Genomic DNA, 25,820 nt, shown 5'->3' with positions numbered 1-25,820 from the left:
ATATTACATATATGGCTTTTCATATTGATTTAAAAGGTAAAGTTGCTTTGGTAACAGGTGCTACTTCCGGAATAGGATTAGGGATAGCTAGAATGCTGGCCAGGGCGGGTTGTAACATTGCCGGCTGTGCGGAATTGCCAGCCGAAAGTGAAGAAGCAGAGTCTTTTTTAAAGACAATGACGGAGGAGGGGGCGAAGGCGGTATATATTACGGCTGATCTTTCGAATCCGGAATGTATCCCGGATCTAGCTCTTGAAGTTTCGGCCTTTGGAAATGGTGCGATCGATATTCTGGTTTCCAATGCGGGAAGAAATGTATTTAAAGGAGCTGCGCTTTGTGATGAAGAAAGCTGGGAGCAGAATATGCAGCTAAACTTAGGAGCTCATTGGCGTCTGGCGAAATATTGTAAGCCTTACCTTGAAAAGAATAATGGGACAATCATTATCATGGTCTCTAACCATGCATATGCAACAATTCCTGGTTGTTTTCCATATAATGTTAGCAAAACTGCCTTAACCGGGCTCGTTAAAAGTTTGGCTATTGAATGGGCCCCTGCTATTCGGACAGTAGGCCTTGCTCCAGGGTTTATTGATACACCCGGAAACCAGGTTTGGTTTGATACTTTCGATGATCCGACAGCGCAAAGGGAAAAGACAATTGATTTGCACCCTGTAAAGCAGATTGGTACACCCGAAGAAATTGGGGGTTGGTGTGTTTTTTTAGCAAGTAAATACGCGGCTTTTGCATCGGGAACGACTTACCTGGTTGATGGTGGACGTAGTGCTTTAATGCAGGATAATTGATGTTAGGAAATATGCAGACCTGGAAATCGGATGTGCTTTATAAGGCCGGATTTAAACTTGGTGAAGGTCTTTGCTGGAACCCGGAAGAACAGAATTATCTATTTGTTGATATCAAGGGAAAGTTAATGGGGACAGTTGATTCCGTTACTGTCGAGGTAAAGATCAGGCAACTGGACAAAATGATTGGAAAGGCAGTGCCCGTGCAAAATGGAAACCTATTATTGGCGATGGAAGATGGGCTGGAAGAAATGGATCCTCAGACGGGAAGTAAAAAGATTCTTGTAGCCGTAGAACCCGAAAAACCTGATAATCGCTGCAATGATGGTGCTTGTGATGCGAGGGGACGGTTCTGGTTTGGTACCATGAATAAAAATGCAAAGGCTAAGGAGGGTGCATTATATTGCTTTGACGGAACACTAAGGAAAATGATTGAGGGAACCAGTGTTTCAAATGGCATCTGCTGGTCTACCGACCATACTAAGATGTATTACATAGATTCCTTTGACCGTAACATTAAGGGATTTGATTTTGACCTTGACAGTGGGCAGATTACTAACGAAGAGGTTATTGTTGAGTTAAATCATCCGATGGAGTTACCTGATGGAATGTGTATAGATGAAGAGGGAATGCTTTGGGTTGCCATATGGGGCGGAGCGTGTGTAAACCGTTATAATCCCCATGATGGTAAGCTGATCGGAAAAGTATCGGTTGCAGCCCTAAATGTTACTTCATGTGCTTTCGGGGGAAAGGATGGGAGAGAATTACTAATTAGTACAGCGGCAGATGGCTTAACAGCAGAAGAGCTGGAAAAGTTCCCCGATAGTGGTTCATTGTTTATTGTCCAACCCGGTATAGGCGGGTTTTCAGGCAATACATTCAAAAATTTATAGAATCAAACAAACCAAATATTAAACAATGAAATTAGAACTTATTGATTATTTTATCATATCCCTTTATTTTTTGTTTGTAATGGGGATTGGCCTGTTGCTCAAGAAGAAGGTTAAAACCGGGGATGATTTTTTGATGAGTGGCAAGAATATTCCACTGTGGATTACCTGTCTGGCATTTATCTCTGCAAATCTTGGCGCTCAGGAAGTACTCGGGATGGCTGCAAATGGGGCTAAATACGGTATGTATACGATGCATTTTTACTGGTTGGGGGCTGCACTGGCAATGATTTTTCTAGGTGTATACATGATGCCATTTTATTATGGAAGTAAAGCACGAAGTGTTCCGGAATATCTAAAGCTACGCTTTGACGAAAAGACCAGAACGTTAAATGCGCTGACTTTTGCGGCAATGACGGTTTTCTCCTCTGGGGTTTCTTTATATGCTCTTGCTATGCTGATGCAAACCATATTGGGTTGGGATTTTGATGTTTCCATATGGCTTGCTGCGGGTGTGGTACTGGTGTACACTTTTTCGGGTGGCTTAACTGGTGCAATTTATAATGAGGTACTGCAGTTTTTTCTGATCATTATCGGTATTGCTCCCCTGGTTTACATCGGCTTAGATAAAGCGGGTGGATGGGAAGGCATTGTGATGCATGTGGAAGATGCAAAGCTACATGTATGGAAAGGACTGGACAGTCCTCAGAATAACCCTATGGGTGTTGATGCTTTTAGTATGGTTTTCGGTCTGGGCTTTGTTTTGGCCTTTGGTTATTGGTGTACCGATTTTTTGGTGGTACAACGTGCCATGGCCAGTAAAAATCTAAATGACGCAAGACGTACTCCGGTATTGGCTGCTTTTCCAAAAATCCTGATGCCAGCTATTGTGATTCTTCCCGGGATCATTTTACTGGCGTTGCAAAACCAGTTTGACGGATTTGATTTGCCGCTAAACTCATCTGGTGATAAAGATTACAATATGACCCTTCCCTTGTTGTTACAAAAGCTATATCCGAGCGGATTATTGGGGCTTGGAATTACAGCTTTATTGGCGTCGTTTATGAGTGGTATGGCAGGGAATGTTACAGCTTTTAATACCGTATGGACATATGATATTTATCAAACCCATATTAAAAAAGGGGCTTCGGATAAACATTATCTCTATGTAGGTAAAGCAGCTACTGTTTTTGGTATTTTAATCTCTATTGCAACGGCATATGTGGCTAGTGGTTTTAATAGCATTATGGATTTACTCCAATTGGTATTCAGCTTTGTTAATGCACCATTGTTTGCGACCTTCTTTCTAGGTATGTTCTGGAAAAGAACTACCGGGCACGGTGCTTTTTGGGGACTGATTGCCGGTACATTTACTGCAGCCCTTGTTCATGGTTTGTCTGTTGCTGAAGGAAAAGGTGGGTGGATAGTGGAAGAATTTACATTTTATTCTGCTACAGGGCAGGCATTCATGATTGCTTCGCTAGCGTTTCTAGCTTGTTTTGCGGTAACGGTAGTGGTAAGTTTATTGACGAAAGCCAAAGAGGAAAAGGAATTGATTGGACTTGTATACAGCCTTACACCCAAACAGGATGACCGCGAAAAGATTTGGTATAAAAATCCGCTATATTTAGGTTTGATTGTTTTGGCTATTACGCTGTTTTTTAATATTATATTTTGGTAGAAAGCTTCGATGTTGTTGATTGTGGCAGTATAGTCCATCTTTAAGGCGGTATTGTCCATTTTTATAATACGGTCTTTTAGCTATGTTAAGCTTTCTAAATAAACACACACACACAAATGGTTATATGGTTTCAAAAAGAAAAATACTTATTACGTCCGGCCTCGCCGTAGCGGTGGCGCTGATCTTATTTTCTTTCTTCTCTGCGGAAAAGCAGATAGACTTTAATGTAGATGTAAAACCTATTCTTAATAAAAAATGTATTTCTTGTCATGGTGGAGTTAAACAGCAGGGCGGGTTTAGCGTTTTATTTAGAGAGGAGGCCCTGGCTGTCACAAAAAGTGGAAAACCAGCTATCATTCCCGGACATCCCGAGGAAAGCGAGTTTATTAAACGTTTAACCGCTAAGGATCCGGAGGAAAGGATGCCATATAAACATCCTGCCCTTGATGAAGACGAGATAGATATTTTAAGTACATGGGTGAAACAAGGTGCAAAATGGGGCGATCATTGGGCATATTTGCCTGTAAAGGATACGGAACTGCCGGATGTCGACAATAAATGGATCCGTAATAATCTGGACAAATTTATTTATGCGAAGCTGGAAGAAAATGACCTTAAACCTTCAGTTCAGGCCGATAGGGCAACCCTATTAAGGCGTGTTAGCCTGGATCTTATAGGTATGTATCCGTCAGAAAAAATTGCGCAGGCTTATTTAAAGGCTAAAGACGAAGATAAAGCTTATGATATTTTGGTCGATTCACTACTGGCTTCTTCGCATTATGGGGAGCGCTGGGCTTCAATGTGGTTGGATATTGCCCGGTATGCCGATACGAAAGGTTATGAGTCAGATCCGAACAGGAATATCTGGGCTTATCGCGATTGGGTAATTAAGGCCTTCAATAAGGATATGCCTTACAATCAGTTTATTACTGATCAGGTTGCAGGTGATCTTTTGCCAAACCCTACTGATGCACAATACATTGCGACTGCATTTAGCCGGAATACGCCAACCAATGATGAAGGAGGGACCGATAACGAAGAATTTAGGACAGCTGCGGTATTGGATCGGGTAAATGCCACCTGGGAGGGTTTAATGAGTACAACGTTTTCCTGTGTACAATGCCATGCCCACCCTTACGACCCTTTTAAACACGATGAATATTATAAGTTCATGTCGTATTTTAACAATACAAGGGATGAGGATGTGCCAGCAGAATATCCATTGCTTAAGCAGTTTAATGATTCGTTGACAACAGAACTACATCAATTAACTAACTGGGTAAAGACCGTTTCTTCGGAGCGGAGAGCAAAAGAAATCAACCTGTTTTTGAAAACTGGTCAGCCCGCTATTTACTCTACCAGTGCGGACTCACTGAAAAATGCCGTGATTGGGAACAACAACATTGCTTTGTTTTTTAGAAACAATGCTGTTGCCAGGTTAAAACATGTTGATCTTCAGGATGTAGATCAAATGATCTTTAAATATAGCTCTGACCGCCCGGGTGGCCGAATGAGTTTGCATATTGATGCGCCCAATGGCCCTGTTTTAACCTCCTGGCCATTGGCTGTAGGACCGGGTTATCGAACAGTATATGTTGACTTTAAAAAACAAAAAGGTATACATGATGTTTATATCCGCTACAGTAATACAGGTGCAACGAAGCCTGAAGATTTGGTGGTGTTTTTTGACTGGTTCCATTTTTCACAACAATTTCCGGGTAAAGGAAAGCCGGGTTATGAGCGGTATAAAAAAACATTTAATGATTTGTTAAATGCTTATGCACCCACCACACCAGTTATGATTGAAAATCCGGCAGCGATGAAAAGGAAGAATCATGTATTTGACCGTGGCGCCTGGACATCGAAAGGAAAAGAGGTACAAGTAGGAGTGCCGCAATCATTGGCTTATGCGATGCCAAAAAATGCACCTGAGAACCGCGTTGGTTTAGCTATGTGGTTATCGGATAAACGTAATCCATTGGTGTCGAGGACTATGGTGAACAGGCTTTGGGAACAATTGCATGGCGCTGGGCTGGTGGAAACGTTGGAAGATATGGGAACACAGGGAATGGCGCCAACACATAAGGAATTGCTGGATTATATGGCTTACCAGTTTATGCACAAGTACAACTGGAGTGTAAAAAAGATGTTAAAAGAATTGGTCATGATGGCTACTTACCGACAGGATTCCAAAGTATCCGAAGAGCTGAAAGAAAAAGATCTGTTTAATAAGTTTTATGCCAGAGCTTCGAGAGTACGCTTGAGTGCAGAACAGATCAGGGATCAGTGTTTAGGGATTAGTGGTGTTTTAAGTGCGAAGATGTACGGCCCCCCGGTGATGCCCTGGCAGCCTGAAGGAATTTGGTTTTCGCCATATAATGGTGCGAAATGGGTAAAAAGTGCTAACGAAGACCAATATCGCCGTGGAATTTATACGTATTGGAAAAGAACGGCCCCCTATCCATCCGCGATTGCCTTTGACGGTGCATCTCGCGAGGTTTGCAGTCCGCGGCGAATTAGAACAAATACGCCTTTGCAGGCACTGGTAACCCTGAATGATTCTGCATATGTAGATATGGCCAGGCATTTTGTTAAAAGAATCCAGCAGACGGGTGAAAAAGATGCTGCGCTTAAAATTGCAAAAGGCTATTCAATGATGCTTTATAAACCTATTCCGAAGAATAGATTGAAAATTTTTGAGGAATTGTATGCGAAAGCATTATCTACATTTAAAAAAGATAGTGCGAGTGCATCAGCATTTATGGGGGATCCGAATAAACAGGTGAGACCAGAAGATGCTGCAATGGTACTGGTAGCTAATGCCATGCTGAATTTAGACGAGGTAGTAACTAAAAATTAACGGGAGAGACATGACCAGAGATGAATTAAATGCCTATAGGTTGGTTAAAGAGGCTCAGGAAGCACAGTTGAGTGGGATCACGAGACGACATTTTTTAAAGGAAAGTGCCATGGGGCTTGGTGCATTGGCAATGGGCTCTTTATTTGGCGGTTGTGGCAATTTGTTTTCAAGTCCGCAAACGACTATAGCTTATGATCCGGCACGTCCACTGCTGCCTAAATCTCCTCCTTTTGTAGGGAAAGCTAAAAGTGTTATTTATTTGCACATGGCGGGGGCACCTTCGCAGTTGGAACTGTTTGATTATAAACCTGAACTCATGAAAATGGATGGGCAGGATTGTCCGCCTTCATTATTGGCCGGAAAGAAGTTCGCCTTTATTACTGGTGTTCCGAAGATGCTTGGCCCTCAGGCTAATTTTGCACAACACGGTCAAAGTAGAGCACTGGTAAGTGATAACTTACCTCATTTCTCTACTATGGTAGATGACGTGAGTTTTTTAAAAGCGGTACATACCGATCAGTTTAACCATGCTCCGGCGCAGCTGCTTGTACATACTGGAACACCACGTTTAGGTAGGCCAAGTATCGGTAGTTGGGTAACTTATGGATTGGGAACGGAAAATCAGAACTTACCTGGCTATGTGGTATTGACCAGTGGTGGTAGTTTTCCTGATGCCGGCAAAAGTGTATGGGGCAGCGGCTTTTTGCCTTCAGTTTATCAGGGGGTTCAATGTCGTAGTGAAGGGGATCCAGTATTGTTTATAAAAGATCCGGATGGGATGAACAGAGATTTGCGTAAAGCCTCTATTCAGGCCATTAATGAAGCAAACGAACAACAATATCAGGAGTATAATGACCCGGAGATTTTATCGCGTATAGCCCAGTATGAAATGGCTTACCGTATGCAGATATCGGCGCCGGAAGTGATGAATATTAACGATGAACCTGCATATATCCATGAAATGTATGGTACACAACCTGGCAAAGCATGTTTTGCCAACAATGTTCTTTTAGCGAGAAAACTTGTAGAAAAGGGGGTTCGTTACGTACAATTGTTCGATTGGGGATGGGATGCACACGGCGATAGTCCAAATAACTCATTAAATGTGGGGCTAAAGAATAAATGCAGAAGTATTGATAAACCAATTACGGCCTTATTACTGGATTTGAAGCAAAGAGGCTTGTTAGACGAAACACTGGTGGTTTGGGGAGGAGAATTTGGTCGTACGCCAATGATGGAAAACAGGAATGGTGCTCAAAATCCTTTCAAGGGCAGAGATCACCATACAGAAGCATTCACAATGTGGATGGCCGGTGGAGGCATTAAAAAGGGCTTTACACATGGAGAGACAGATGAAATTGGGTATAGTGGGATTAGTGGAAAAGTAGATGCTTTTGATATTCAGGCAACGATTTTGAACCAGTTAGGATTTAACCATGAACAATTTACTTACCCTTTCCAGGGTAGGCCTTTTAGGCTGACCGATGTCGGCGGAAAAGTGATTAATGAAATAATAGCATAATTAGTAATATGTCTGAGACAAGAAGAAATTTTATTAAAAAATCGGCTGGCTTAACCGCTGTAGCGTTGTTAAATCCATTCAAAGAATTCGCTGCCGCTGAAACACCAAAAGTGCCAGCTAAGGAAGGCTTTGAACTGTTGTTTATGCAGACCGACTGGGGCTTTGCAGGCAGCAGAGACGAATTTTGTGCAGCAGCAAAAAAAGAAGGTTATGAGGGAATTGAAGTTTGGTGGCCTGGGGATAGGGCTGAAGATCAAAAGGCACTATTTGATGCTGTTAAGAAGTATAACTTACAGATCGGTTTTTTATGTGGAGGGTACCAGTCGGTTGCAGCGGACCATTTTGAGCTTTTCAAGAAGAACCTTGATGCTATTTGTGCAAATACTTATCAGAAGCCGGTTTATATAAATTGTCATTCGGGAAAAGATTATTTTACTTACGAACAAAACAAGCTCTTTATAGATTATACTACAGCAAAGACAAAAGAAACAGGTGTTCCGATTTATCACGAAACGCATCGTGGCAGGATGTTATTTGCGACCACAGTTGCCAAGGATTTTGCTGAAAGGAACCCTGATCTTCGGCTTACTTTAGATATATCACATTGGTGTAACGTGCATGAAAGTTTATTGGCTGATCAAAAGGAAACTGTAGATTTTCTATTGAACAGGGTTGATCACATTCATTCGCGGATTGGACATGCAGAGGGGCCACAGGTAAACGATCCAAGAGCTCCGGAATGGGAACAAGTGGTGAAGGCCCATTTGGCATGGTGGGACAAAGTTGTGGAACGAAAAAAGCAAAATGGACAACGCATGACAATTTTAACCGAATTTGGTCCGGCGGACTATATGCCGACAATGCCTTATACGCGTAAACCTCTAGCTGATCAATGGGCTATTAACGTGTATATGATGAATTTATTAAGAAAGCGATATCAATCTTAACCCCAGTTTTATAATGTTAGAATTTTTTGGCCGTTTTCACCCTGTTTTGGTTCATTTACCTATCGGGATTCTACTTATTGCCTGTCTTTTTCTGGTACTTATTCTCGTTCCAAAATTTGCAAATCTGAGACCAGCAATAGGCGCTTTATTATTTTTTGGGATGTTAAGTGCTGTTTTCTCTTGTATCACTGGTTATTTTTTAGCCAATAGTGGTGATTATGAAGGGGAATTGGTTAATAATCATCAGTGGATGGGGATAGGAGTTGCAGTTTTGGCTGTTTTACTGCTGTGTATCCATAAATATACTAAGGCCGATAGTCGAATATCTACTATTATGGCCGTGTTGTTACTTGTGCTGGTTTCTGCTACCGGGCATTTGGGCGGCTCGTTAACTCATGGTTCTGATTATTTAACCGCTCCTCTTAAAGGAGATGGGGCTAAGGCAGGAGCGGCCATTCCAGCCATCCCAAATATTCAGGAGGCACTTGTTTACCAGGACGCGATTCAACCTTTATTAAAAAACAGGTGTTACAGTTGTCATGGTAGTGAAAAGCAAAAAGGTAAACTAAGGTTAGACCTGGAAGCCTATATTTTAAAAGGAGGGGAAGAAGGTAATACGCTCCTTAAAGGTAAAGCAGCTGAAAGCGAACTCATCAAACGTCTTTTATTGCCGGCTAGTAATGAAAAACACATGCCGCCCAAAGAAAAGCCACAGCTTAGTCAGAATGAAGTTGCACTGTTACACTGGTGGATAAACAACGGAGCTGAATTCAATAAAAAAGTCAAAGACATAAAACAGCCTGATGATATTAAGGTTGTTTTAGCTGCACTGGAAAAAGGTACGGCGGGAACTATTGTCAGTAAGCAATTGGATATTCCGGTAAAGGAAGTTGATGCGGCAAATGAAAAAGACATTAAGCGTTTACATAGTGCTGGTGTAATGATTTTTCCGGTTGCACAAAATAGCAATTATTTAACCGCAAACTTTATCAATGCCCATTCGACAGCGGATAGCGTGATGAATGCTTTAAAAGCCGTGAAGGATCAGGTGGTATGGTTAAAGTTGGAGCATAAATCGGTAAATGACGTAGGTTTAAAATCTATAAAGGATTGCAGGAATTTAATTCGTTTAAGTTTAAATCATACTCAAATAACTGATAAGGGACTTGAAAACTTAAAGAACATGGACCAGCTTCAATCTCTAAGTCTGGTAGGTACAAAAGTAAGCGCTAAAGGATTGGCTCAATTGAGTAAGTTGAAGAGCCTTAAATCAATATATCTTTATCAAACAAATGTTAAAAGAGAAGATTGGAACACCATAAAAAAGTTGTTCCCTAAAGTGCTGATAGATTCTGGAAATTATCAGGTGCCAACCTTAGCAAAGGATACAACGGAGGTAAAGGTAGTAACGGCAGCCCAATAACAACAAAGGTATTTATTTGGAGGGGCGTAATCTCCTGGTCAAAACCCTGGCAAGAGGAGGCTGTGCAGAACAAATGCTCAGCTCTTTTTTGTCGGGGTTAGAAATTTACTATTATATTTGGGGAAATGAAGTACTTAATTGTTGGTTTGGGGAACATTGGTCCTGAATATGCCTATACACGCCATAATATTGGTTTTATGATTGCTGATGAGCTGGTAAAGCAGCTTGAAGGTACATTTTCTAATACTCGTTTGGCTTATCATGCTGAAGTTGGTTTTAAGGGGAGGAAACTCCATGTTATAAAACCTACTACTTATATGAACTTAAGTGGAAAAGCGGTAAACTATTATATGCAGGAATTGCGTATTCCGATAGAAAACGTGCTTGTAATAGTAGATGACCTGGCTTTGCCACTTGGCAAACTGCGCCTGAAATTACAGGGAAGCAGTGCCGGGCATAATGGGTTAAGGAGTATTGAAGGTCTTTGTGGCGGACAAGGTTACCCTCGTTTCCGCTTTGGTATTAGTGACAATTTTGGCAGGGGCCAGCAGGCGGATTATGTCCTTGCCCCATTTGATAAAGATGAATTGCCAGAGTTACCTGCATTAATAGATAAAAGTGTTGAACTGATTAAAAGTTTTGTTACTGTTGGCCCTGCTAAAACTATGACCGCTTTTAACCAGTAGTATGTTCCTGTATTTTTTTGTAAAGTACAGCAGGCTCAAATGGTTTACTAATAACATCATTGGCACCGGCTGCTATTGCAGTTTCTTTATCTGTATCTAATACGGCGGCCGAAAAAGTAATAATAGGAATATTCTCTTTTCCGCTGGCATAACCTTCTCTGATCAATTTGATGGCTTCCAGTCCGTTCATTACCGGCATAAAGGTGTCCATTAGGATAAGATCATAATTATTTTCCCGTAGTTTTTCTATGGCTTCTTTTCCATTTTCAACCACATCCATTTCTACCTGCCAGCTTTGAAGGATTTTAATGATTAGAAATTTATTAATAGGATTGTCCTCGGCAACGAGGATTTTGGTGTTAATAAGCGGTAGTAACTTTTCTTCTATAGGTTTTTTTTCGACTTCCATTTCCTTAAATATTTCGTACCAGTTTGTAAAACTAAATGTACTGCCTTTAAATTCTTCACTGTGTACTTCTAATGTTCCGCCCTTAAGTTTTGCAAGGTTTTTTACAATAGAAAGACCAAGTCCCGTTCCACCAAATTTAATGGTAGTTTGTTCATCAGCTTGTTCAAAAGTTTCAAAAATCTTCTCTATGTTTTCTTTTGCGATACCTATGCCGGTATCAATAACAGAAAATTTAAGTAATACGTTGTTCCCTTTTTTGTCGAGTATTTCTACTTTTACCCTAACTCCGCCAACATGGGTGAACTTAATGGCATTACCAATCAGGTTCATCAGGATTTGATTTAAACGAAGTGAATCTGCAAGTACCGATTGTGGTAGGTCAGGGTCAAGTTCAATAATCAGGTCAAGCTTTTTTTCAACTGAGGGGATGCGCAAGAGGTCGACTACAGCATTACAAATTTTCGTAATGTCTGTTGGGATACGATTAATCTTAAATTTGCCTGATTCTATCTTTGATAAATCCAGCACATCATTAATTACGCCGAGTAATGAGTTAGAGGAAATCTCAAGTAGGTTAACCATTTCATGTTGTTCCTCGCTAAGGGTAGTTTTCTTTAAAAGCTGCGCAATGCCGATGATACCATTAATAGGGGTACGGATTTCATGACTCATATTGGCCAGAAAGTTCTCTTTGATCCGTTTACCTTGTTCGGCCAGATCTTTAGCTTTAATCAGCTCCTTTTGATAGGCTTCAAGTTCCTTGTTCTTTTTTTGTATTTCTCTTTGGTTCCTAACAAATTGTATAAAAGAATCAACTTTTGCTGAAGTTACGAAAGGATCAAGTGGTTTATATAGATAGTCGACTGCTCCGGTATTCAATCCTTTAACTGCATACTTGGTTTCTTTGGATATGGCGGTAACAAATATGATCAGTATATCTTTTGTTCTTGGATTGCTTTTCAGGATTTCTACCAATTCAAAGCCATCCATTTCTGGCATCTGTACATCGATCATCGCAATGGCGATATCCATTTCCCAGGACAGTCTTAGTGCTTCGTTGGGGTTTGTTGTGGTAATGATATTGATATCATCTCTTTGGAGTAGGGCTTCAAGGGCAATAATATTCTCGGGTCTATCATCAACAATTAGTATGTTAATTTTTTCCATGCTTTTCAGTCTTAATTTAAGTGGTCTCGGCCACTAAGCTATTTTTTGGTAAATGTTGTTCTTTTTGTCTATTATTTTAAAGCGACCCAGTTCCGTACTTCTTAAAGTTTCTTTTGAACCTAAACATAAAAAGCCAAAATTAGCTAAACTATTATAAAATAGTTCGATCACTCTTTTTTGCAGTTCTGTGTTGAAGTAGATAAGCACATTACGACAGGAAATTACCTGGAATTCGTTGAAAACGCCATCGGATGCCAAATTGTGAACAGAGAAAAGAATATTTTTTTTTAGAGAGTGATTAATTGATGCAGCATCATACTTTGCAGTATAATAGCTAGATAATGTATTTGCTGCTCCCGTTTGTTGGAAGTTTTCGGAGTATTGTTTCATTTTCTGCAAATTGTAAATTCCATTTTTAGCATCTTCCAATACATCTGCATTAATATCCGTGCCATAAAAAAAGCAGCGTTCATATAAATTCTCTTCAGCAAACATAATAGCGAAAGAGTAAAGTTCTTCTCCGGTAGAGCAGCCTGCATTCCATACCTTTATGCGTTGGTAAGATTTGAGGTAGGGGATGACATTATCAGCCAGGGATTGATAAAATGACGGATCTCTAAACATCTCCGTTACGTTCACTGTAATTTCAATTAGAAATGACTCAAAGTAATTTTCATCATTGGTGAGCAGGGTGCGTAGGTCGAACAAGCTCAATCTTTGCAATTCCATAACCCGGGTTACCCTGCGTTTTAGTGATGCTGCTGAATAATCAGCGAAATCAAAACCATGTACGTTTTTGATAAAAGCGATGAGGCTGTTAAGCTCTTCGTATGTTATGGTGTCAGTTCCTCTATGCATATTAGCTTAACCATACTCTTAACATTGAAAGTAATTTGTCCATATCTACTGGTTTAGATATATAGTCGTTTGCACCGGCTTCAATACATTTTTCTTTATCGTTTTTCATTGCCTTTGCGGTTAGGGCAATGACAGGTAGTTTTGCAAACTCTTTTTTAGTTCTAATGATCCTCATGGCTTCATAGCCATCCATTTCAGGCATCATGATGTCCATTAATACAAGGTCGACCTGATTGCCTTCTTCCAGCTTTTCAATAGCCTCACGGCCATTATTTGCGATGACAATCTTAAGGTCATATGCTTGTAGGGCACTTGATAGTGCAAAGATATTACGCATGTCATCATCTGTGATTAGGATGGTTTTATCTTTCAGCACTTTTTCCATGGTGGAAGAAGCCTTGGTTCCATTAAGTGTATTAAGAGAAGGTGAAGGCAGTGGTGCCGGGCCGTCGTTCTTTAACTTATTCATGAACAGACTTACTTCATCCATGAGCCTGTCATTTGATTTATTTGACTTTAATACCATGGCTTCAGTGTGTTTCATGATATGGGACATTTTTTCCTGATCTAACTCCATAGCAGTATTGATGATGACTGGAATATGTGCCAATGTAGGAATTGCTTTAATGGTATCCAGTAACTCAAAACCGGAAATGTCTGGAAGTCGTAGGTCGAGGATGATACAATCAAAGGTGTGCTCTTCCAAGATAGCTAGCGCTTCTTTACCGGTAAAAGCTTGCTTTACGTCGACTCCTTTATCCGTTAATTGTTGGGTAAGCATCGCGCTCTGCAGTTCCTGGTCTTCAATAACGAGAACAGTATTGAGATTGTATCTTAGATGAGCAGCGCTGAGTAAATCGAAGGCTTCGTCCAGTTGTTCTTTTTCAATTGGTTTTTTAAGGAAACCGATAGCACCCTCTTTCTTCGCTTTTCCTATCTTTTCATTACCTGCTGACATCATGTGTACAGGAATGTGTTTTGTTCTTGGATCTGCTTTGAGTTTTTTCAGAATGGTCCACCCATCCATAACCGGTAACATGATGTCGAGTACAATTGCATCAGGAAGTTCTGAAAAGGCCATCTCAAGTCCAACATCACCGCTATGTGCTAGAATGGGTTTAAAACCTTTTTCGATAGCATAATCGTTAAGTACATCGGCAAAAACCAAATCATCTTCAACAATGAGTAATTTTTGTCTGTATTGCTCATCAGTTGTAGTTAGTCTAGGGGTTGGAGCAATAGACGTGATCATATGTTCTGTTGTTTCCGGTAAAGCTTCATGATGTTCCTGGTCAGCGAATAAGTTTTTCTCCGGAATGAAAAATGTGAATGTGCTTCCTTGTCCTTGTTTGCTTTCAACCTGGATTTCTCCTCCAAGAATATGTGCTAACTCTTTGCTGATGGATAATCCGAGTCCGGTGCCCCCATATTTCCTACTTGTTGATCCATCTGCTTGTTGAAAGGCTTCGAATATTAATTTTTGTTTTTCTGGTGGAATCCCGATTCCGGAATCTTTTACCCTGATCGCTATAATTTGTTCTTCAGATGTTTTCAGGTGTCCGGAGAAAAACTTCGTTTCTGGTTTTGCGTTGCTGATTTCGAGCGTGATTTCTCCATGTTCAGGTGTGAACTTGAAAGCATTAGATAAAAGATTTTTTACGATTTGTTCTACTCTTGATTGATCAGTAACAATTTGTTTTGGTAGTGCGGGGTCGAGTACCGTATGGAAAGCAATCTTTTTGCTCTTGGCTAATTCTGAGAACAAAGCTTCCATATCCTGCTTAATGGCTACAGGTTTTAAAGGTAATATGGAAAGGTCGATTTTCCCGGATTCGATTTTAGATAAGTCAAGAATGTCATTGATAAGTGTAAGCAAATCTGTTCCGGCATTGTGGATTACACCTGCATATTTAATTTGATCTTCGTTTAAGTTTTCGGGACGGTTTTCCTTTAATATTCGGGCAAGTATAAGAATACTATTAAGCGGTGTTCTTAATTCGTGGCTCATATTAGCCAGGAACTCCGATTTGTATTTACTTGAGATTTCAAGTTCCTCAGCTTTTAAGCTCATAGCTTCTTTTGCCTGGTTTATGGCAATGTTACGTTCTTCCAATTGCTGTGCCTTTTCTTCCAGCTCAGCATTGGTTTGGCGCAGTTCTTCCTGCTGTACTCTAAGCTCCTCTTCAGAGGCTTGTAGTTGTTCTGATTTATAAACCAGTTCTTCATTTGTGGTGCGTAATTCTTCCTGCTGGCTTTCCAGCTCTTCGGCTTGCTGTTGAGTTTGTTCAAATAAGGCTCTTAGTTTTATGCGAGCTACAGCACTGTTTATGCTGACAGCAATACTCTCGGTGATTGTATCGAGTAACAGTATAGTTGAATCATCAGGATGCTGAGTGAGCCCAAGTTCAACTATAGCAAGCGTTTGGCCTTCAAATACAATTGGGATAAGATAAATTGAATTCGGAGCGGTTTCTCCTAATCCAGAATGTATTTTAAGGTAATCGGCAGGTACGTTATCTAATAATTTTGGTTGTTGTTCTATAGCAGCCTGGCCAATTAAACCTTCGCCGAAATGATATTCGTGGCGGTTGCTTTTTGAGTTCTGCCATGCGTATCCCCCTTCAAATTTTATGGTATTTTTTGTTTGATTTACGATAAATAGTCCGCCTGTAGGCGCTTTAATGTAATTGCAGATTTTGGTTATGATATTAGTGGCTAGTTCGTCAATCTCCTGTTCGCCGCGCATGGCTTCATTAATGGCTGTTGCACCTGATAGTAACCAGTTCTTTTGTTCATTTTGTGCGGATATTTTTTCGAGTTCCAGATTTGAATCTCTGATCTGGGCTTCTGTTTCTTTCTGCTGATCGAAGGTACGTCTTATATAAGAAAGTAAAAATACGATGAGACCAAATATCACAGCAGAGCTGAATACGACTACTAACTCGCTGCGAAAACTACTTTTGTTGATGTCGGCTTTTCTTTGTATAAGTAATTTGTTTTCATTTTGAATCATCTTTTCAGATAATGCAACGATCTTATTTTTGAAAAAGCTGACCCGGGCCCAGCATGACTCTTTGTCCTGCCTTTTCGTTTCCATCAATATCATAAATTCGCAATACTTCTTTCATCTCATCGAGCTTCTGATTCGCATAAAACTCTAAGGAGTCGAGGATAATTAGCTGCTCAGTATTGTCTGAAATAGTCCTTCTGACCTCACGAATTGTGGGTGAAATCTTTGTAGCATTCTGTTGATAAGGCGTTAGATATTCTCTGTTACCGGCAATTACATAACCTCTTATTCCCGTTTCGGAATTTAGAACCTGGGATTTAAGGTTATTTAATAGGTTAATGACATCATAAGTATGGCTTTGCCATTTTGTATCATTATTTAACTTGTCAATGCTGAAATATGAGGTTATTGCAGATACAAAAACAAACAGCAGGGAAACGGTAAAACCTGTTAATACTTGTTGTTTAAAAGTTAGTTTAAACATATTTTGCGGTAATTGTTGAAATCAATGATTGTTATATTCAACAATATTAACGATTATATTTAATTAGCAGATTGCTGTGGTATTATTTGTTGTTAAAATTAACCTAATTCCTGTAAACATTGTGAGTACGTAGGGCCAATAGGTATTGAACGCTCTCCAATCCAGACCTGGTTACGATCGAATTTGGTTACCTTTTCTTTGGAGATAATGAAAGCGCGGTGTATACGAATAAATTTTTTAGACGGGAGGAATTGCAGCATCTCATTAATTGGTACTCTTGTGCTGAGGAGGTTGTTATTGCTGAGGTGGATTAGTGTGTAATTTCCTGAGGCTTCGATATATAGTATATCATTAATTTCTACCTTAATTTGCTCATAGCCATCTTTAACAAAGATATGAGTAGGTGACTGTATGTCATTTGAATTGTTTCTTAAACTGTAAAGCTCCTGTGCTTTATTGCATGCTTTTAAAAATCTTGGTAGCGAGAATGGCTTTAGTAAATAATCTATGGCATCCAGTTCAAAACTTTTCACCGCATGTTCAGAGTAGGCGGTGGTGAAAATCACCATTGGTGGGTTGCTTAGACTGTTTAAGAAGTCAATGCCGTTGATATCTGGCATTTTGATATCCAGGAAAATGAGGTCTGTTTTATTTTTCTGAAGAAAGGAGATGGCATCGAAAGCATTCGTAAATGTTTCAACAAGTTCAATAAAAGGAACTTTGGATGCGTGAGAACGTACTACATCCAAAGCTATGGGTTCATCATCTATCGCTATTGCAATCATTTCTTAAAGCTAGTCATTTTCTGAAAGCTGCAGTGTAAGGTGGATGAAAAATTCTTTCGCATTTTCGCGGATGAGGAGTTCATGTCTGCCAGGATATAATAACGCTAATCGTTGTTTTACATTTTGCAGACCTATCCCGCTTTGCAATTTTTCCGGATCATTTTCTTGTTTAGTATGGATACTGTTATGTACGTCAAAGTACAATGTATTGCCACTTGTTTGCAAACTGATTTTAATGTGGGAAGGTGATTGAAGACTGATGCCATGTTTGAATGCGTTTTCGACGAAAGGGATGAGCAGCATCGGTGAAATCTGGAGGTCATTTATTTGTTCTTCAATCTGAGTTTCGATTGTTATCTCTGCAGAAGTGGAGGTCCGTAGTTTCTGTAGTGCAATGTAATTGTTTAGATAATCGACATCTTTTGAGAGCATGATTTTATCTTCTACATTTTCTTGTAACATAAACCGCATCATATCCCCTAACCTTTGAATGCCTTCTCCGGTTCGCTCTGCTTTTTCCTGTAAAGCTGTGCCATATAAGGTATTTAAGGCATTAAAAAGGAAGTGCGGATTGATCTGGGATTTTAAGAAGTTGAGGTTTGCATCTGCCTTGCCAAGCTCTGTTTTTAGGGTAACGATCTCTTCTGTTTTTAAGGCATTTCTGTCTTTATAGATTTTCCAGGAAATTGGAGTAACTAATATAAGTTGTGTTAAAAAATTTCCAAGTAATACAACCAGAAGGTTTGCTTCTTTATCTCCACCGGACAGCAGCTGTTTTATGGAAATGTTGATGTTAAAGGATGTAATGTAAGGGGTATTGAAATGACCATTGCTATCGAATGTTAATGGTATAGCGATTGCTGCAAGGATTGCTGTAGAGAATGCGGCCATGAAGAGCATAGAAAAGAAGTACCGGGTTCGTTTCCAAACTCTTTTTGATGCCTTTGGTATATTGCTATTTATTGCATATAAGTACAACGTTATGGAGATGGGTACAATAAGCAATGCATAGAGTTTGATAATTGAATAAGAGTATGAGAAAAAGAGCACGGAGGTAACAATGATCCAGAAACTAACCAGATAGCCTGCTTCTAATTGCAATTCATTTTTCTTTTGATTGCTGGTTACTAATATGTATATGATCTTAATGGCAAGTAGCGTAGCCCAGAAAATATTAATTGCGCCTGCTATAAAGCCGATTGAAATGAGGGTGAATGTAAGGAGAACACCATTTTTTGCAGCCCCTTCTTCTTTGTGTAGTTCGGGAGTTACATAAAAACTCAGTAGAATATAGCTGATGGATATAACGAGGAAATCGAAAAAATTGGGCAAGAAATTACCAGTTATGGTGTTAATCAAAGACCGGGGGACGTTACTTAAATCCAGGGGGACTCCACTATTAAAAAGAGAGAATAGAAATCCAATTGCAATAGCAGCTGCAACGATCAGTAGTTCTAATTTCGCGATTTCTTTTGAGTTCATAGGAATAGGTGTTTGTATTTAGTTTGTGATGCAATAATACAAACGCTACTGTTCCGAAATTTTAAAATGTGACGAAACCTTATAAAAAAGTGATGAATTAAGTTTTAGTTTTGTGGGTATGATCGTATATGGAATACCAAATTGTAATACAGTAAAAAATGCCAGGGTATGGCTGGAGGAAAATGGATTTAATCCAGAATTTCATGATTTTAAAAAGAAAGGCATTAGTGCAGAGAAATTGAATGAATGGTGTGATGTTTTTGGATGGGAGGTTGTTTTGAATAAAAAGGGGACAACCTGGAGGAATTTAAGCCCTGATGTTCAAAGAAGTGTAACCGATCAGCAGTCTGCGGTAGCTGTTTTATTGCAAAATAACAGTGCGATAAAACGTCCGGTTGTTGAAGTGGACGGTAAGCCTGTTCTCATTAGTTTCAATGAGGAAGGGTACACTCAAGTGCTTAAATAGTTTGTTCTACAAACTTTTCCTGTTAAAGTTTGTTAAATGATAAAATACCTATCTTAACAGCTTTATATTTGACTATGCTTAAACAGTTTTTTTTACTCCTGATTATTGTTGCTCCGTTTAAAATAATGGCGCAGAGTTCCGTTTCGGGAACTATATATGATTATGATAACAGGACGTTCCCCATACAAAATGTGAAGGTTCGAAATTTAAGCAATAGTCAGGTGACGCAGACAAAGGCTGCTGGTCAGTTTACCATTCCTGCAAAGGTTGGTGATCTGGTTGAATTCTCATTAAACGGATATCATACAGATACTTTATTTCTGATTAATCTGGAACCTAAGATTATATTCCTCCCGGGAAACTCGACTACATTAAGGGAGGTTGAAATTGTGAGTGCAAAAGTGAATTCTTCGATTTTATCGCCGGATCCTTTGGCCAGACCCTATACGCGTATGGCTACTGATGGACTTCAGGGGAAGGGTAATAACGATAGGGCGGGTGGGTTGCTTTTTAATCTTGGTTACGGGAAGTATAAGAGACAACAGGAAAAAATCAGACTGTTGGAAGAACGTGATCGTTATCAGGCAGAGATCAATGCCATTTTTACAGAGGAATATGTATCGGATCTTGTCAAACTAAAAGGAGAGGACCTGAAAAACTTTATGTCACTTTATAGACCTCCTGAGGAATTGGTAAAAAGCGAAAGACCTTTTAATTATTCGTATTATACGGTTAAGTCTTATCACGCATGGTTAAAGCTAACGCCAGAAGAAAGAAGGATCTCATCAATGCCTAAGTTAAAGGCTAATTAATAATACCGTTACAATAGGAGTAGATCACATTTCATTTTATACCTTTATTAAATTGTAAACTAACAATTTAATATGATTCATAAATCTACTTTATTATGGGTTGTGCTAAGTATCTGGTGTTTCGCCAGTGTTGCGCAGCAGGTAACTCTTCCAGCAAGTAATTACGATCCTCATGTGGCATTCGGTCCATTGTTTTATACACAGAATGGTAATGGGTATCGCTCGGCGAACGGGGCTCCCGGGCCTAAGTATTGGCAAAATCGTGCAGATTATAGTATTTCCGCGAATTTGGATGAAGTGAAAAATGCAGTATCCGGAACGGTTACCATTACCTATAAAAATAATAGTCCCGATCGTTTGCCTTTTTTATGGTTACAGTTAGATCAAAATCTGTTTTCAAATGATTCGAGAGGGAATACTTTAATTGCTGCCGGTAGTCGTTATGGCTCTAGGGGCGAAAATCTATTGGGGGGATATAAAATCGATGGTATAACTGTAGTTCAAAAACTGAAGCCAGTAAAATTTACCGCTTTAACTGAAGACACGCGTATGCAGATTCGCTTGGATGCCCCGATGGAAGCCAACGGAGATGTGATTACGATAAAAATGAATTTCTCATTTGTCATACCTATTAATGGCTCTGACAGAATGGGGCATTTAGCTACGAAAAATGGAGAGATATTCTCTATTGCGCAATGGTTTCCCCGAATGAGTGTATATGATGATGTACTTGGTTGGAATACGTTGCCTTATTGGGGTGCCGGAGAGTTTTATTGTGAATATGGTGATGTGGATTTTTCAGTAACAGCCCCAGCTAGTCATATTGTAATGGGCTCTGGTGAGTTGTTGAATCCACAGGAAGTATTTACAGCGGAGCAGTTAAGACGCTGGAACCTGGCAAAAGGGAGTGATAAAACTATAACCATCCGATCTGAGTCGGAAGTAACAGATCCTAAATCTAGGCCAGCAAAAGATAAATTGACCTGGAGGTTTAAAATGAAGAATACAAGGGATGTAGCCTGGGCTTCTTCAAAAGCTTTTGTGCTGGATGCCGCCCGGATAAATTTGCCAAGTGGCAAGAAGTCAATCGCTGTTTGTGCTCACCCGGTGGAAAGCAATGGCAAAGATAGTTATGGAAGAGGAGTGGAGTATGTGAAAGCCTCTGTGGAGCATTATTCTGAAAAATGGTTTGAATATCCTTATCCTATGGCAGTGAATATTGCCAGTAATGTTGGTGGGATGGAATATCCTGGTATTGTGTTTTGTGGCTGGACTGCTAAAGGTGCCGCCGCATGGGGAGTGATTGACCATGAGTTCGGACATACCTGGTTCCCCATGATTGTTGGAAGTAATGAACGTAAATTCGGCTGGATGGATGAGGGTTTTAATACATTTATCAATGGGTTGTCGACTGCCGCATTTAACAATGGTGAGTATAAAAATAGGCCAACGGATATGCATATGGTTGCTAAAAGGGCGGAACAACAGGATATGGAATATATCATGTTAAGTCCAGATGCGATGAAAGAGGCAAATATTGGCGTGAACTTATATTACAAACCAGGTTGGGGGATTGATATTTTAAGGAATGAAATATTAGGTGTCGACAGGTTCGACTATGCCTTTAGGAATTATATCGCCCAATGGGCTTATAAGCATCCTACTCCTTTTGATTTTTTCCGTTCGATTGAGAATGGTGCAGGAGAGGACCTTTCCTGGTTTTGGAGGGGGTGGTTCCTGGAAAACTGGAAAATGGACCAGGCTATTGTGGCGGTGAAAGAAGTTAAAGAAAATGAGGCTACGATAGGTTATAACATTGTTGTGGCTAATCAGGAAAAGATGCCTATGCCGATCATTTTGGAGGTTAAAACTAAAAGTGGTAAAACAGAAATCGTTAAAGTTCCTGTAGATGTATGGATGAGGAACAAAGTATGGACGGTTTATTATCCGACTAGTGAAGAGGTTGTCTCTGTTGTTCTAGATCCTAACCACGTTTTGCCGGATGTGAATGATGGGAATAATTCTTGGAGTGGAAAATAAACCATTCTACTCTAAGGCTGCATCTTTTTCTGAAGGGAAAAAGCGCTGAGGCCTTTTCGTAGAAGGTATATTTTCCTTTCAGCGGGTGTGCTAAGCAAAGCCGTTTATTTACAGAGTTCAATTTGCTTTGTAAATAAACGGCTTTGTTATTTGCATTTACTATCTGCATCATGCTTTGAAACAAAATATGCCTTCTGTGAACAGGCCTAGGAACTTTTGCCTTCTTAGCGCAGCGGGCAAAAGATTCCAGACTGTGAACAGAATGGCTTATTTTGCTCCTTATTTTGTCCGTTACCTGAAGAAACTTGCCTTCAATTTCTCTGCATCTATTCCCACTTTTGGTTCTTCAAGTTTGATTAGCCAGCCCTTTTGTTTAAGTAGAGTGATTTCTTCTTTAGCAACAGAAAGATCTTTCCCTTTAATGCTCTTGTGGAAAATGACAGGAGCTTTGGGTTCAACATTTGCTGTTGTGCTGGTCAATATTTCCAATCGGAATTTCGGCCATATCTGTATATCTGCCAGTTGTGCGGAATATACCCTTTTTGTTGAGTTTGGAGCGATAGTGCCTGCAAATTCTCCTTTAAAAGTATCCTGTTTCTCGGTCGTAAAGCTTGCAAGAAGCTGATAAGATGTTTCATTGATGATATGAAAGTGCGCAACGGAGGTACTGTGCTGATCTGCAACCAGGGCAAGGTATATGCCTTCTTTTTTGAACTCAGCCTGAGGAGTAACTACGTTTGGCTTATTGTTTACGATGTCATTATCGTGAACATCGCCATGTACCAATGTTACTTTTGATGCAAGGACAGGGATTTCAAAATCATTAGAATCTGTTACACCAATGGTATCCTTATCTATAATTCTTGTGATATAGCCTTCGATATTTTCGTCTACAAAACGAACAAAATCACCTAGTTTTAAATCCATATGTGTTGTGTTTTTATTATTATTGTATAATAGTGATTCGGAGTGTTTACTGTCTTTTATCCGAATCTTGAAGTTGATATACAAATCTAGTTATTCTTATTATTTTTGCACCATGGCAGAAAAAGAACAGGTGAATAATCCATTACACGGTAAGACACTGGAATTTATATTGAAGCAATTGGTATGGCATTATGGTTGGGAAGAACTTGGTCAGTTGATACGGATTGCTTGTTTTAACAATAATCCTACGATGAATTCGAGTTTGAAATTTTTACGTAAGACGGATTGGGCAAGGAAAAAGGTGGAAAAATTATATCTTAATACCTTTCATTAATTTAATATTTGAGCCAGAACATTTAAAAATGAACTTTCAAAAACCATTAAACATTTACTTCCTTGCATTTCTTTTAAGTTTTCTCATTAGTAATTTGAATGCTCAGGAAAATAAGACTGCACAAAATAGTATTGAGTTTATCCCGCAAACGTCATTGGGTGTTTTTACAGCTCAGAATAAGCTGGCCAAAACGGCATATGGAGGAGAGCTGATTTATCATATAAATACTACAGTGAATCCGAGACCATGGATGAAGGCTTTGAACGTTAAAAGCTTTGATGTTGTATTTAATTACAAGAATATGGGAGACATTGTGATGGTTTCAGATCCAAGACCAAACAGATTTGGTGATTCATATGCTTTGCTGGGTGCGCTTAATTTTTCATTGTTAAAAGTCAAAGGTACAGAACTGTTGGTTACTCCGGGGTTAGGACTAGGATATTTGGGAGAAACCTGGTTTACGAATCAAAATGTATTGATTGGTAGTCACCTTAACTTTTCTTCGAGGATTGCATTAAAGGTTACGACTCAAATAGCACCTTCTACGAAACTTTCGGCGGGTGTTGATATTCTTCACTTTTCGAATGCGGGAACACGGGTGCCTAATAACGGGATGAATGTGAGCAGTGTTGGTTTGGGGGTTGTTCAATCTTTAAATGCAAAGAGAGTTATTGAACGAGATACAAGTTCGTGGAGGAAGCCTATTGAATATAAAAAGCATAGTGTAGATTTCGGTGTTAATATTGGGCGTAGAGGTGTATATAGAAGTACAGACGGATTGTATAAAACCGGTTTGTATGCTGGTTATAATTATCGGCTAAATACCGTTTTTGGTTTAGGTGCCGGAGTGGATGCGGTGTATTATCATACGATTTATGATCCATTGAGAAATGGTGCGACTTATCAATCGAATGCGAGTTCGTTCGACAGATGGAGAGTCGGAACTGCGCTTGGGCCGGATTTATGGATGGGTAGATTGGCCTTGATGGCAAAATATGGATATTATTTGCACTACAATAGTCTGAAAGATATTAAAACGTATTGGACGGCGGGTTTAAAGTATAATGCATTGGATTGGGCGGCTATACAAGCTAAAATCTATGTACACAAAACAGAGGCCGATTTTGTGGGGTTCGGATTCCTCATCACGCCTTAAAGAATTAAGAATTTTTATGGAATTATTCGGTAATTGATTATGCCTTTGTTTATTAAGGGATTATTTTTTTGTTAACCCCTTGATTTATAAAATGTATTGTCTTACCTTTGCAGTCCCTTATTGAGGGGTAAAGTTTTTAAACATAATTAGAAAAACAAAAAAGAACAATGCCAACCATTCAACAATTAGTTAGAAAAGGTAGAGTAGCACTGGAGTTCAAGAGTAAGTCTCCGGCGTTGGACAGTTGTCCACAGCGAAGAGGTGTATGTACACGTGTATATACCACTACCCCTAAAAAACCAAACTCAGCAATGCGTAAAGTAGCGCGTGTACGTTTAACCAATGGTAAAGAGGTTAATGCTTACATCCCTGGAGAAGGTCACAACCTACAGGAGCACTCAATCGTATTGATTCGTGGTGGTCGTGTTAAAGATTTGCCAGGTGTACGTTATCACATCATCCGTGGAGCATTAGATACTTCAGGTGTTGCTGGTCGTAACCAACGTCGTTCTAAATACGGAACAAAACGTCCTAAGCCAGGACAAGTAGCTGCGGCACCAACAAAAGGTAAAAAGAAATAATTAGGAGGAAAACAAAATGAGAAAGTCAAAACCAAAAAAGAGAATCATTCTTCCTGATCCAAAATTTAACGATGTTCAGGTGACGCGTTTCGTAAACAACATGATGTTTGACGGAAAGAAATCTATCGCTTATTCAATTTTTTATGATGCTGTAGAATTAGCTGAGAAAAAATCTGGTGAGAATGGGTTAGAAGTATGGAAACGTGCTTTAACTAATGTAATGCCTGCAGTTGAGGTTAAGTCACGCCGTGTTGGTGGTGCTAACTTCCAGGTTCCTACAGAGGTAAGACCTGATCGTAAGATTGCTTTAGGTATGAAATGGTTAATTTCATACGCTCGCAAACGTGGTGAAAAAACAATGAAAGAGAAATTAGCAGGTGAAATCGTTTCAGCAGCTAAAGGTGAAGGTGCAGCAGTTAAGAAAAAAGAAGACACGCATAAAATGGCTGAAGCCAACAAAGCGTTCTCTCACTTCCGTTTCTAATATTTGAAATTAATAT

The 25,820-nt window shown here is 39.7% G+C and carries 22 protein-coding genes; 15 read left to right on the top strand and 7 right to left on the bottom strand.

Going from position 1 to position 25,820, the window contains the following annotated elements; translation table 11 throughout:
- The first annotated feature begins 11 nt into the window (after positions 1 to 11).
- From R2Q84_RS09455 to pth, 8 genes are all read left to right on the top strand, one after another.
- Positions 12 to 803, top strand: a complete 792-nt coding sequence (locus R2Q84_RS09455) for an SDR family NAD(P)-dependent oxidoreductase (protein WP_316816284.1) — start codon at positions 12 to 14, stop codon at positions 801 to 803.
- Positions 803 to 1,693, top strand: coding sequence for an SMP-30/gluconolactonase/LRE family protein (locus tag R2Q84_RS09450; RefSeq protein WP_316816586.1), 891 nt, complete (start codon positions 803 to 805; stop codon positions 1,691 to 1,693). The genes R2Q84_RS09455 and R2Q84_RS09450 overlap by 1 nt, the downstream gene beginning before the upstream one ends.
- A gap of 25 nt (positions 1,694 to 1,718) precedes the next feature.
- Positions 1,719 to 3,371 carry a sodium:solute symporter family protein gene (locus R2Q84_RS09445; RefSeq protein WP_316816283.1) on the top strand — a complete coding sequence of 551 codons (1,653 nt, stop codon included), beginning with the start codon at positions 1,719 to 1,721 and terminating at the stop codon, positions 3,369 to 3,371.
- A 124-nt stretch (positions 3,372 to 3,495) separates the two neighbouring features.
- Positions 3,496 to 6,231 carry a DUF1553 domain-containing protein gene (locus R2Q84_RS09440; protein ID WP_316816282.1) on the top strand — a complete coding sequence of 912 codons (2,736 nt, stop codon included), beginning with the start codon at positions 3,496 to 3,498 and terminating at the stop codon, positions 6,229 to 6,231.
- Between the two features lie 10 nt (positions 6,232 to 6,241).
- Positions 6,242 to 7,753: a DUF1501 domain-containing protein gene (locus R2Q84_RS09435; RefSeq protein ID WP_316816281.1), complete on the top strand. Its 1,512-nt coding sequence runs from the start codon at positions 6,242 to 6,244 to the stop codon at positions 7,751 to 7,753.
- Between the two features lie 8 nt (positions 7,754 to 7,761).
- On the top strand, positions 7,762 to 8,700 hold the full coding sequence (locus R2Q84_RS09430) for a sugar phosphate isomerase/epimerase (protein ID WP_316816280.1): 939 nt from the start codon (positions 7,762 to 7,764) through the stop codon (positions 8,698 to 8,700).
- A 13-nt stretch (positions 8,701 to 8,713) separates the two neighbouring features.
- On the top strand, positions 8,714 to 10,123 hold the full coding sequence (locus R2Q84_RS09425) for a c-type cytochrome domain-containing protein (RefSeq protein ID WP_316816279.1): 1,410 nt from the start codon (positions 8,714 to 8,716) through the stop codon (positions 10,121 to 10,123).
- Positions 10,124 to 10,248: 125 nt separating this feature from the next.
- A complete protein-coding gene (pth, locus tag R2Q84_RS09420; RefSeq protein ID WP_316816278.1) occupies positions 10,249 to 10,809 on the top strand; it encodes an aminoacyl-tRNA hydrolase in 561 nt (186 codons plus the stop codon).
- On the opposite strand, the gene R2Q84_RS09415 is transcribed toward pth, so the two are convergent.
- The 6 genes from R2Q84_RS09415 to R2Q84_RS09390 form a co-directional block, all read right to left on the bottom strand.
- On the bottom strand, positions 10,799 to 12,385 hold the full coding sequence (locus R2Q84_RS09415) for a response regulator (protein WP_316816277.1): 1,587 nt from the start codon (positions 12,383 to 12,385) through the stop codon (positions 10,799 to 10,801). The two genes, pth and R2Q84_RS09415, sit on opposite strands and share 11 nt — an antisense overlap.
- Before the next feature lie 33 nt (positions 12,386 to 12,418).
- Positions 12,419 to 13,243: a protein-glutamate O-methyltransferase CheR gene (locus R2Q84_RS09410; protein WP_316816276.1), complete on the bottom strand. Its 825-nt coding sequence runs from the start codon at positions 13,241 to 13,243 to the stop codon at positions 12,419 to 12,421.
- Between the two features lies 1 nt (position 13,244).
- A complete protein-coding gene (locus R2Q84_RS09405) occupies positions 13,245 to 16,340 on the bottom strand; it encodes a response regulator (RefSeq protein ID WP_316816275.1) in 3,096 nt (1,031 codons plus the stop codon).
- Positions 16,279 to 16,737: a CHASE3 domain-containing protein gene (locus tag R2Q84_RS09400; RefSeq protein WP_316816274.1), complete on the bottom strand. Its 459-nt coding sequence runs from the start codon at positions 16,735 to 16,737 to the stop codon at positions 16,279 to 16,281. The genes R2Q84_RS09405 and R2Q84_RS09400 overlap by 62 nt, the downstream gene beginning before the upstream one ends.
- Positions 16,738 to 16,835: 98 nt before the next feature.
- Positions 16,836 to 17,522: a LytTR family DNA-binding domain-containing protein gene (locus R2Q84_RS09395; RefSeq protein ID WP_316816273.1), complete on the bottom strand. Its 687-nt coding sequence runs from the start codon at positions 17,520 to 17,522 to the stop codon at positions 16,836 to 16,838.
- Between the two features lie 9 nt (positions 17,523 to 17,531).
- Positions 17,532 to 19,004, bottom strand: coding sequence for a sensor histidine kinase (locus R2Q84_RS09390; protein WP_316816272.1), 1,473 nt, complete (start codon positions 19,002 to 19,004; stop codon positions 17,532 to 17,534).
- 118 nt (positions 19,005 to 19,122) lie between these two features.
- Between R2Q84_RS09390 and R2Q84_RS09385 the strand changes: the two genes are divergently transcribed.
- The 3 genes from R2Q84_RS09385 (at position 19,123) to R2Q84_RS09375 (ending at position 22,322) form a co-directional block, all read left to right on the top strand.
- Positions 19,123 to 19,470 (top strand): arsenate reductase, encoded by a 348-nt coding sequence (locus R2Q84_RS09385; RefSeq protein ID WP_316816271.1) that lies wholly within the window; start codon positions 19,123 to 19,125, stop codon positions 19,468 to 19,470.
- A gap of 74 nt (positions 19,471 to 19,544) precedes the next feature.
- Complete coding sequence (locus R2Q84_RS09380; protein ID WP_316816270.1) at positions 19,545 to 20,282, top strand: hypothetical protein; 738 nt, start codon at positions 19,545 to 19,547, stop codon at positions 20,280 to 20,282.
- A 72-nt stretch (positions 20,283 to 20,354) separates the two neighbouring features.
- The gene (locus R2Q84_RS09375; protein WP_316816269.1) at positions 20,355 to 22,322 is read left to right on the top strand and encodes a M1 family metallopeptidase; all 1,968 of its coding nucleotides are present in this window, start codon (positions 20,355 to 20,357) and stop codon (positions 22,320 to 22,322) included.
- 291 nt (positions 22,323 to 22,613) lie between these two features.
- Here R2Q84_RS09375 and R2Q84_RS09370 read toward each other — a convergent pair whose 3' ends face one another.
- On the bottom strand, positions 22,614 to 23,249 hold the full coding sequence (locus tag R2Q84_RS09370) for a hypothetical protein (protein ID WP_316816268.1): 636 nt from the start codon (positions 23,247 to 23,249) through the stop codon (positions 22,614 to 22,616).
- Positions 23,250 to 23,361: 112 nt separating this feature from the next.
- Between R2Q84_RS09370 and R2Q84_RS09365 the strand changes: the two genes are divergently transcribed.
- The 4 genes from R2Q84_RS09365 to rpsG all read left to right on the top strand — a co-directional run bounded on the left by R2Q84_RS09365 (position 23,362) and on the right by rpsG (position 25,804).
- Entirely contained in the window at positions 23,362 to 23,583 is a 222-nt protein-coding gene (locus R2Q84_RS09365; protein WP_316816267.1) for a VF530 family protein, read from the top strand.
- A 28-nt stretch (positions 23,584 to 23,611) separates the two neighbouring features.
- On the top strand, positions 23,612 to 24,739 hold the full coding sequence (locus R2Q84_RS09360; protein WP_316816266.1) for an acyloxyacyl hydrolase: 1,128 nt from the start codon (positions 23,612 to 23,614) through the stop codon (positions 24,737 to 24,739).
- Between the two features lie 167 nt (positions 24,740 to 24,906).
- On the top strand, positions 24,907 to 25,320 hold the full coding sequence (gene rpsL, locus R2Q84_RS09355) for a 30S ribosomal protein S12 (RefSeq protein ID WP_008244597.1): 414 nt from the start codon (positions 24,907 to 24,909) through the stop codon (positions 25,318 to 25,320).
- A gap of 16 nt (positions 25,321 to 25,336) precedes the next feature.
- Positions 25,337 to 25,804: a 30S ribosomal protein S7 gene (rpsG, locus tag R2Q84_RS09350; RefSeq protein WP_084287544.1), complete on the top strand. Its 468-nt coding sequence runs from the start codon at positions 25,337 to 25,339 to the stop codon at positions 25,802 to 25,804.
- The last annotated feature ends 16 nt before the right edge of the window (positions 25,805 to 25,820 follow it).

Source organism: Pedobacter nyackensis (assembly GCF_032678475.1).
In the GTDB taxonomy this organism is placed as follows: Bacteria; Bacteroidota; Bacteroidia; order Sphingobacteriales; family Sphingobacteriaceae; genus Pedobacter; species Pedobacter nyackensis_A.
The sequence above is the reverse complement of the archived record's forward strand: the minus strand, read 5'-3'. Positions and strand labels throughout refer to the sequence as shown.

Coding starts and splice junctions, on each gene's coding strand:
- R2Q84_RS09450 (WP_316816586.1), top strand. CDS start 803: ATGTTAGGAAATATGCAGACCTGGAAATCGGATGTGCTTTATAAGGCC.
- R2Q84_RS09400 (WP_316816274.1), bottom strand. CDS start 16,737: ATGTTTAAACTAACTTTTAAACAACAAGTATTAACAGGTTTTACCGTT.
- R2Q84_RS09435 (WP_316816281.1), top strand. CDS start 6,242: ATGACCAGAGATGAATTAAATGCCTATAGGTTGGTTAAAGAGGCTCAG.
- rpsL (WP_008244597.1), top strand. CDS start 24,907: ATGCCAACCATTCAACAATTAGTTAGAAAAGGTAGAGTAGCACTGGAG.
- R2Q84_RS09385 (WP_316816271.1), top strand. CDS start 19,123: ATGATCGTATATGGAATACCAAATTGTAATACAGTAAAAAATGCCAGG.
- R2Q84_RS09365 (WP_316816267.1), top strand. CDS start 23,362: ATGGCAGAAAAAGAACAGGTGAATAATCCATTACACGGTAAGACACTG.
- R2Q84_RS09390 (WP_316816272.1), bottom strand. CDS start 19,004: ATGAACTCAAAAGAAATCGCGAAATTAGAACTACTGATCGTTGCAGCT.
- R2Q84_RS09425 (WP_316816279.1), top strand. CDS start 8,714: ATGTTAGAATTTTTTGGCCGTTTTCACCCTGTTTTGGTTCATTTACCT.
- R2Q84_RS09375 (WP_316816269.1), top strand. CDS start 20,355: ATGATTCATAAATCTACTTTATTATGGGTTGTGCTAAGTATCTGGTGT.
- R2Q84_RS09430 (WP_316816280.1), top strand. CDS start 7,762: ATGTCTGAGACAAGAAGAAATTTTATTAAAAAATCGGCTGGCTTAACC.
- R2Q84_RS09445 (WP_316816283.1), top strand. CDS start 1,719: ATGAAATTAGAACTTATTGATTATTTTATCATATCCCTTTATTTTTTG.
- R2Q84_RS09415 (WP_316816277.1), bottom strand. CDS start 12,385: ATGGAAAAAATTAACATACTAATTGTTGATGATAGACCCGAGAATATT.
- R2Q84_RS09360 (WP_316816266.1), top strand. CDS start 23,612: ATGAACTTTCAAAAACCATTAAACATTTACTTCCTTGCATTTCTTTTA.
- R2Q84_RS09440 (WP_316816282.1), top strand. CDS start 3,496: ATGGTTTCAAAAAGAAAAATACTTATTACGTCCGGCCTCGCCGTAGCG.
- R2Q84_RS09410 (WP_316816276.1), bottom strand. CDS start 13,243: ATGCATAGAGGAACTGACACCATAACATACGAAGAGCTTAACAGCCTC.
- R2Q84_RS09380 (WP_316816270.1), top strand. CDS start 19,545: ATGCTTAAACAGTTTTTTTTACTCCTGATTATTGTTGCTCCGTTTAAA.
- pth (WP_316816278.1), top strand. CDS start 10,249: ATGAAGTACTTAATTGTTGGTTTGGGGAACATTGGTCCTGAATATGCC.
- R2Q84_RS09370 (WP_316816268.1), bottom strand. CDS start 23,249: ATGGATTTAAAACTAGGTGATTTTGTTCGTTTTGTAGACGAAAATATC.
- rpsG (WP_084287544.1), top strand. CDS start 25,337: ATGAGAAAGTCAAAACCAAAAAAGAGAATCATTCTTCCTGATCCAAAA.
- R2Q84_RS09405 (WP_316816275.1), bottom strand. CDS start 16,340: ATGGAAACGAAAAGGCAGGACAAAGAGTCATGCTGGGCCCGGGTCAGC.
- R2Q84_RS09395 (WP_316816273.1), bottom strand. CDS start 17,522: ATGATTGCAATAGCGATAGATGATGAACCCATAGCTTTGGATGTAGTA.
- R2Q84_RS09455 (WP_316816284.1), top strand. CDS start 12: ATGGCTTTTCATATTGATTTAAAAGGTAAAGTTGCTTTGGTAACAGGT.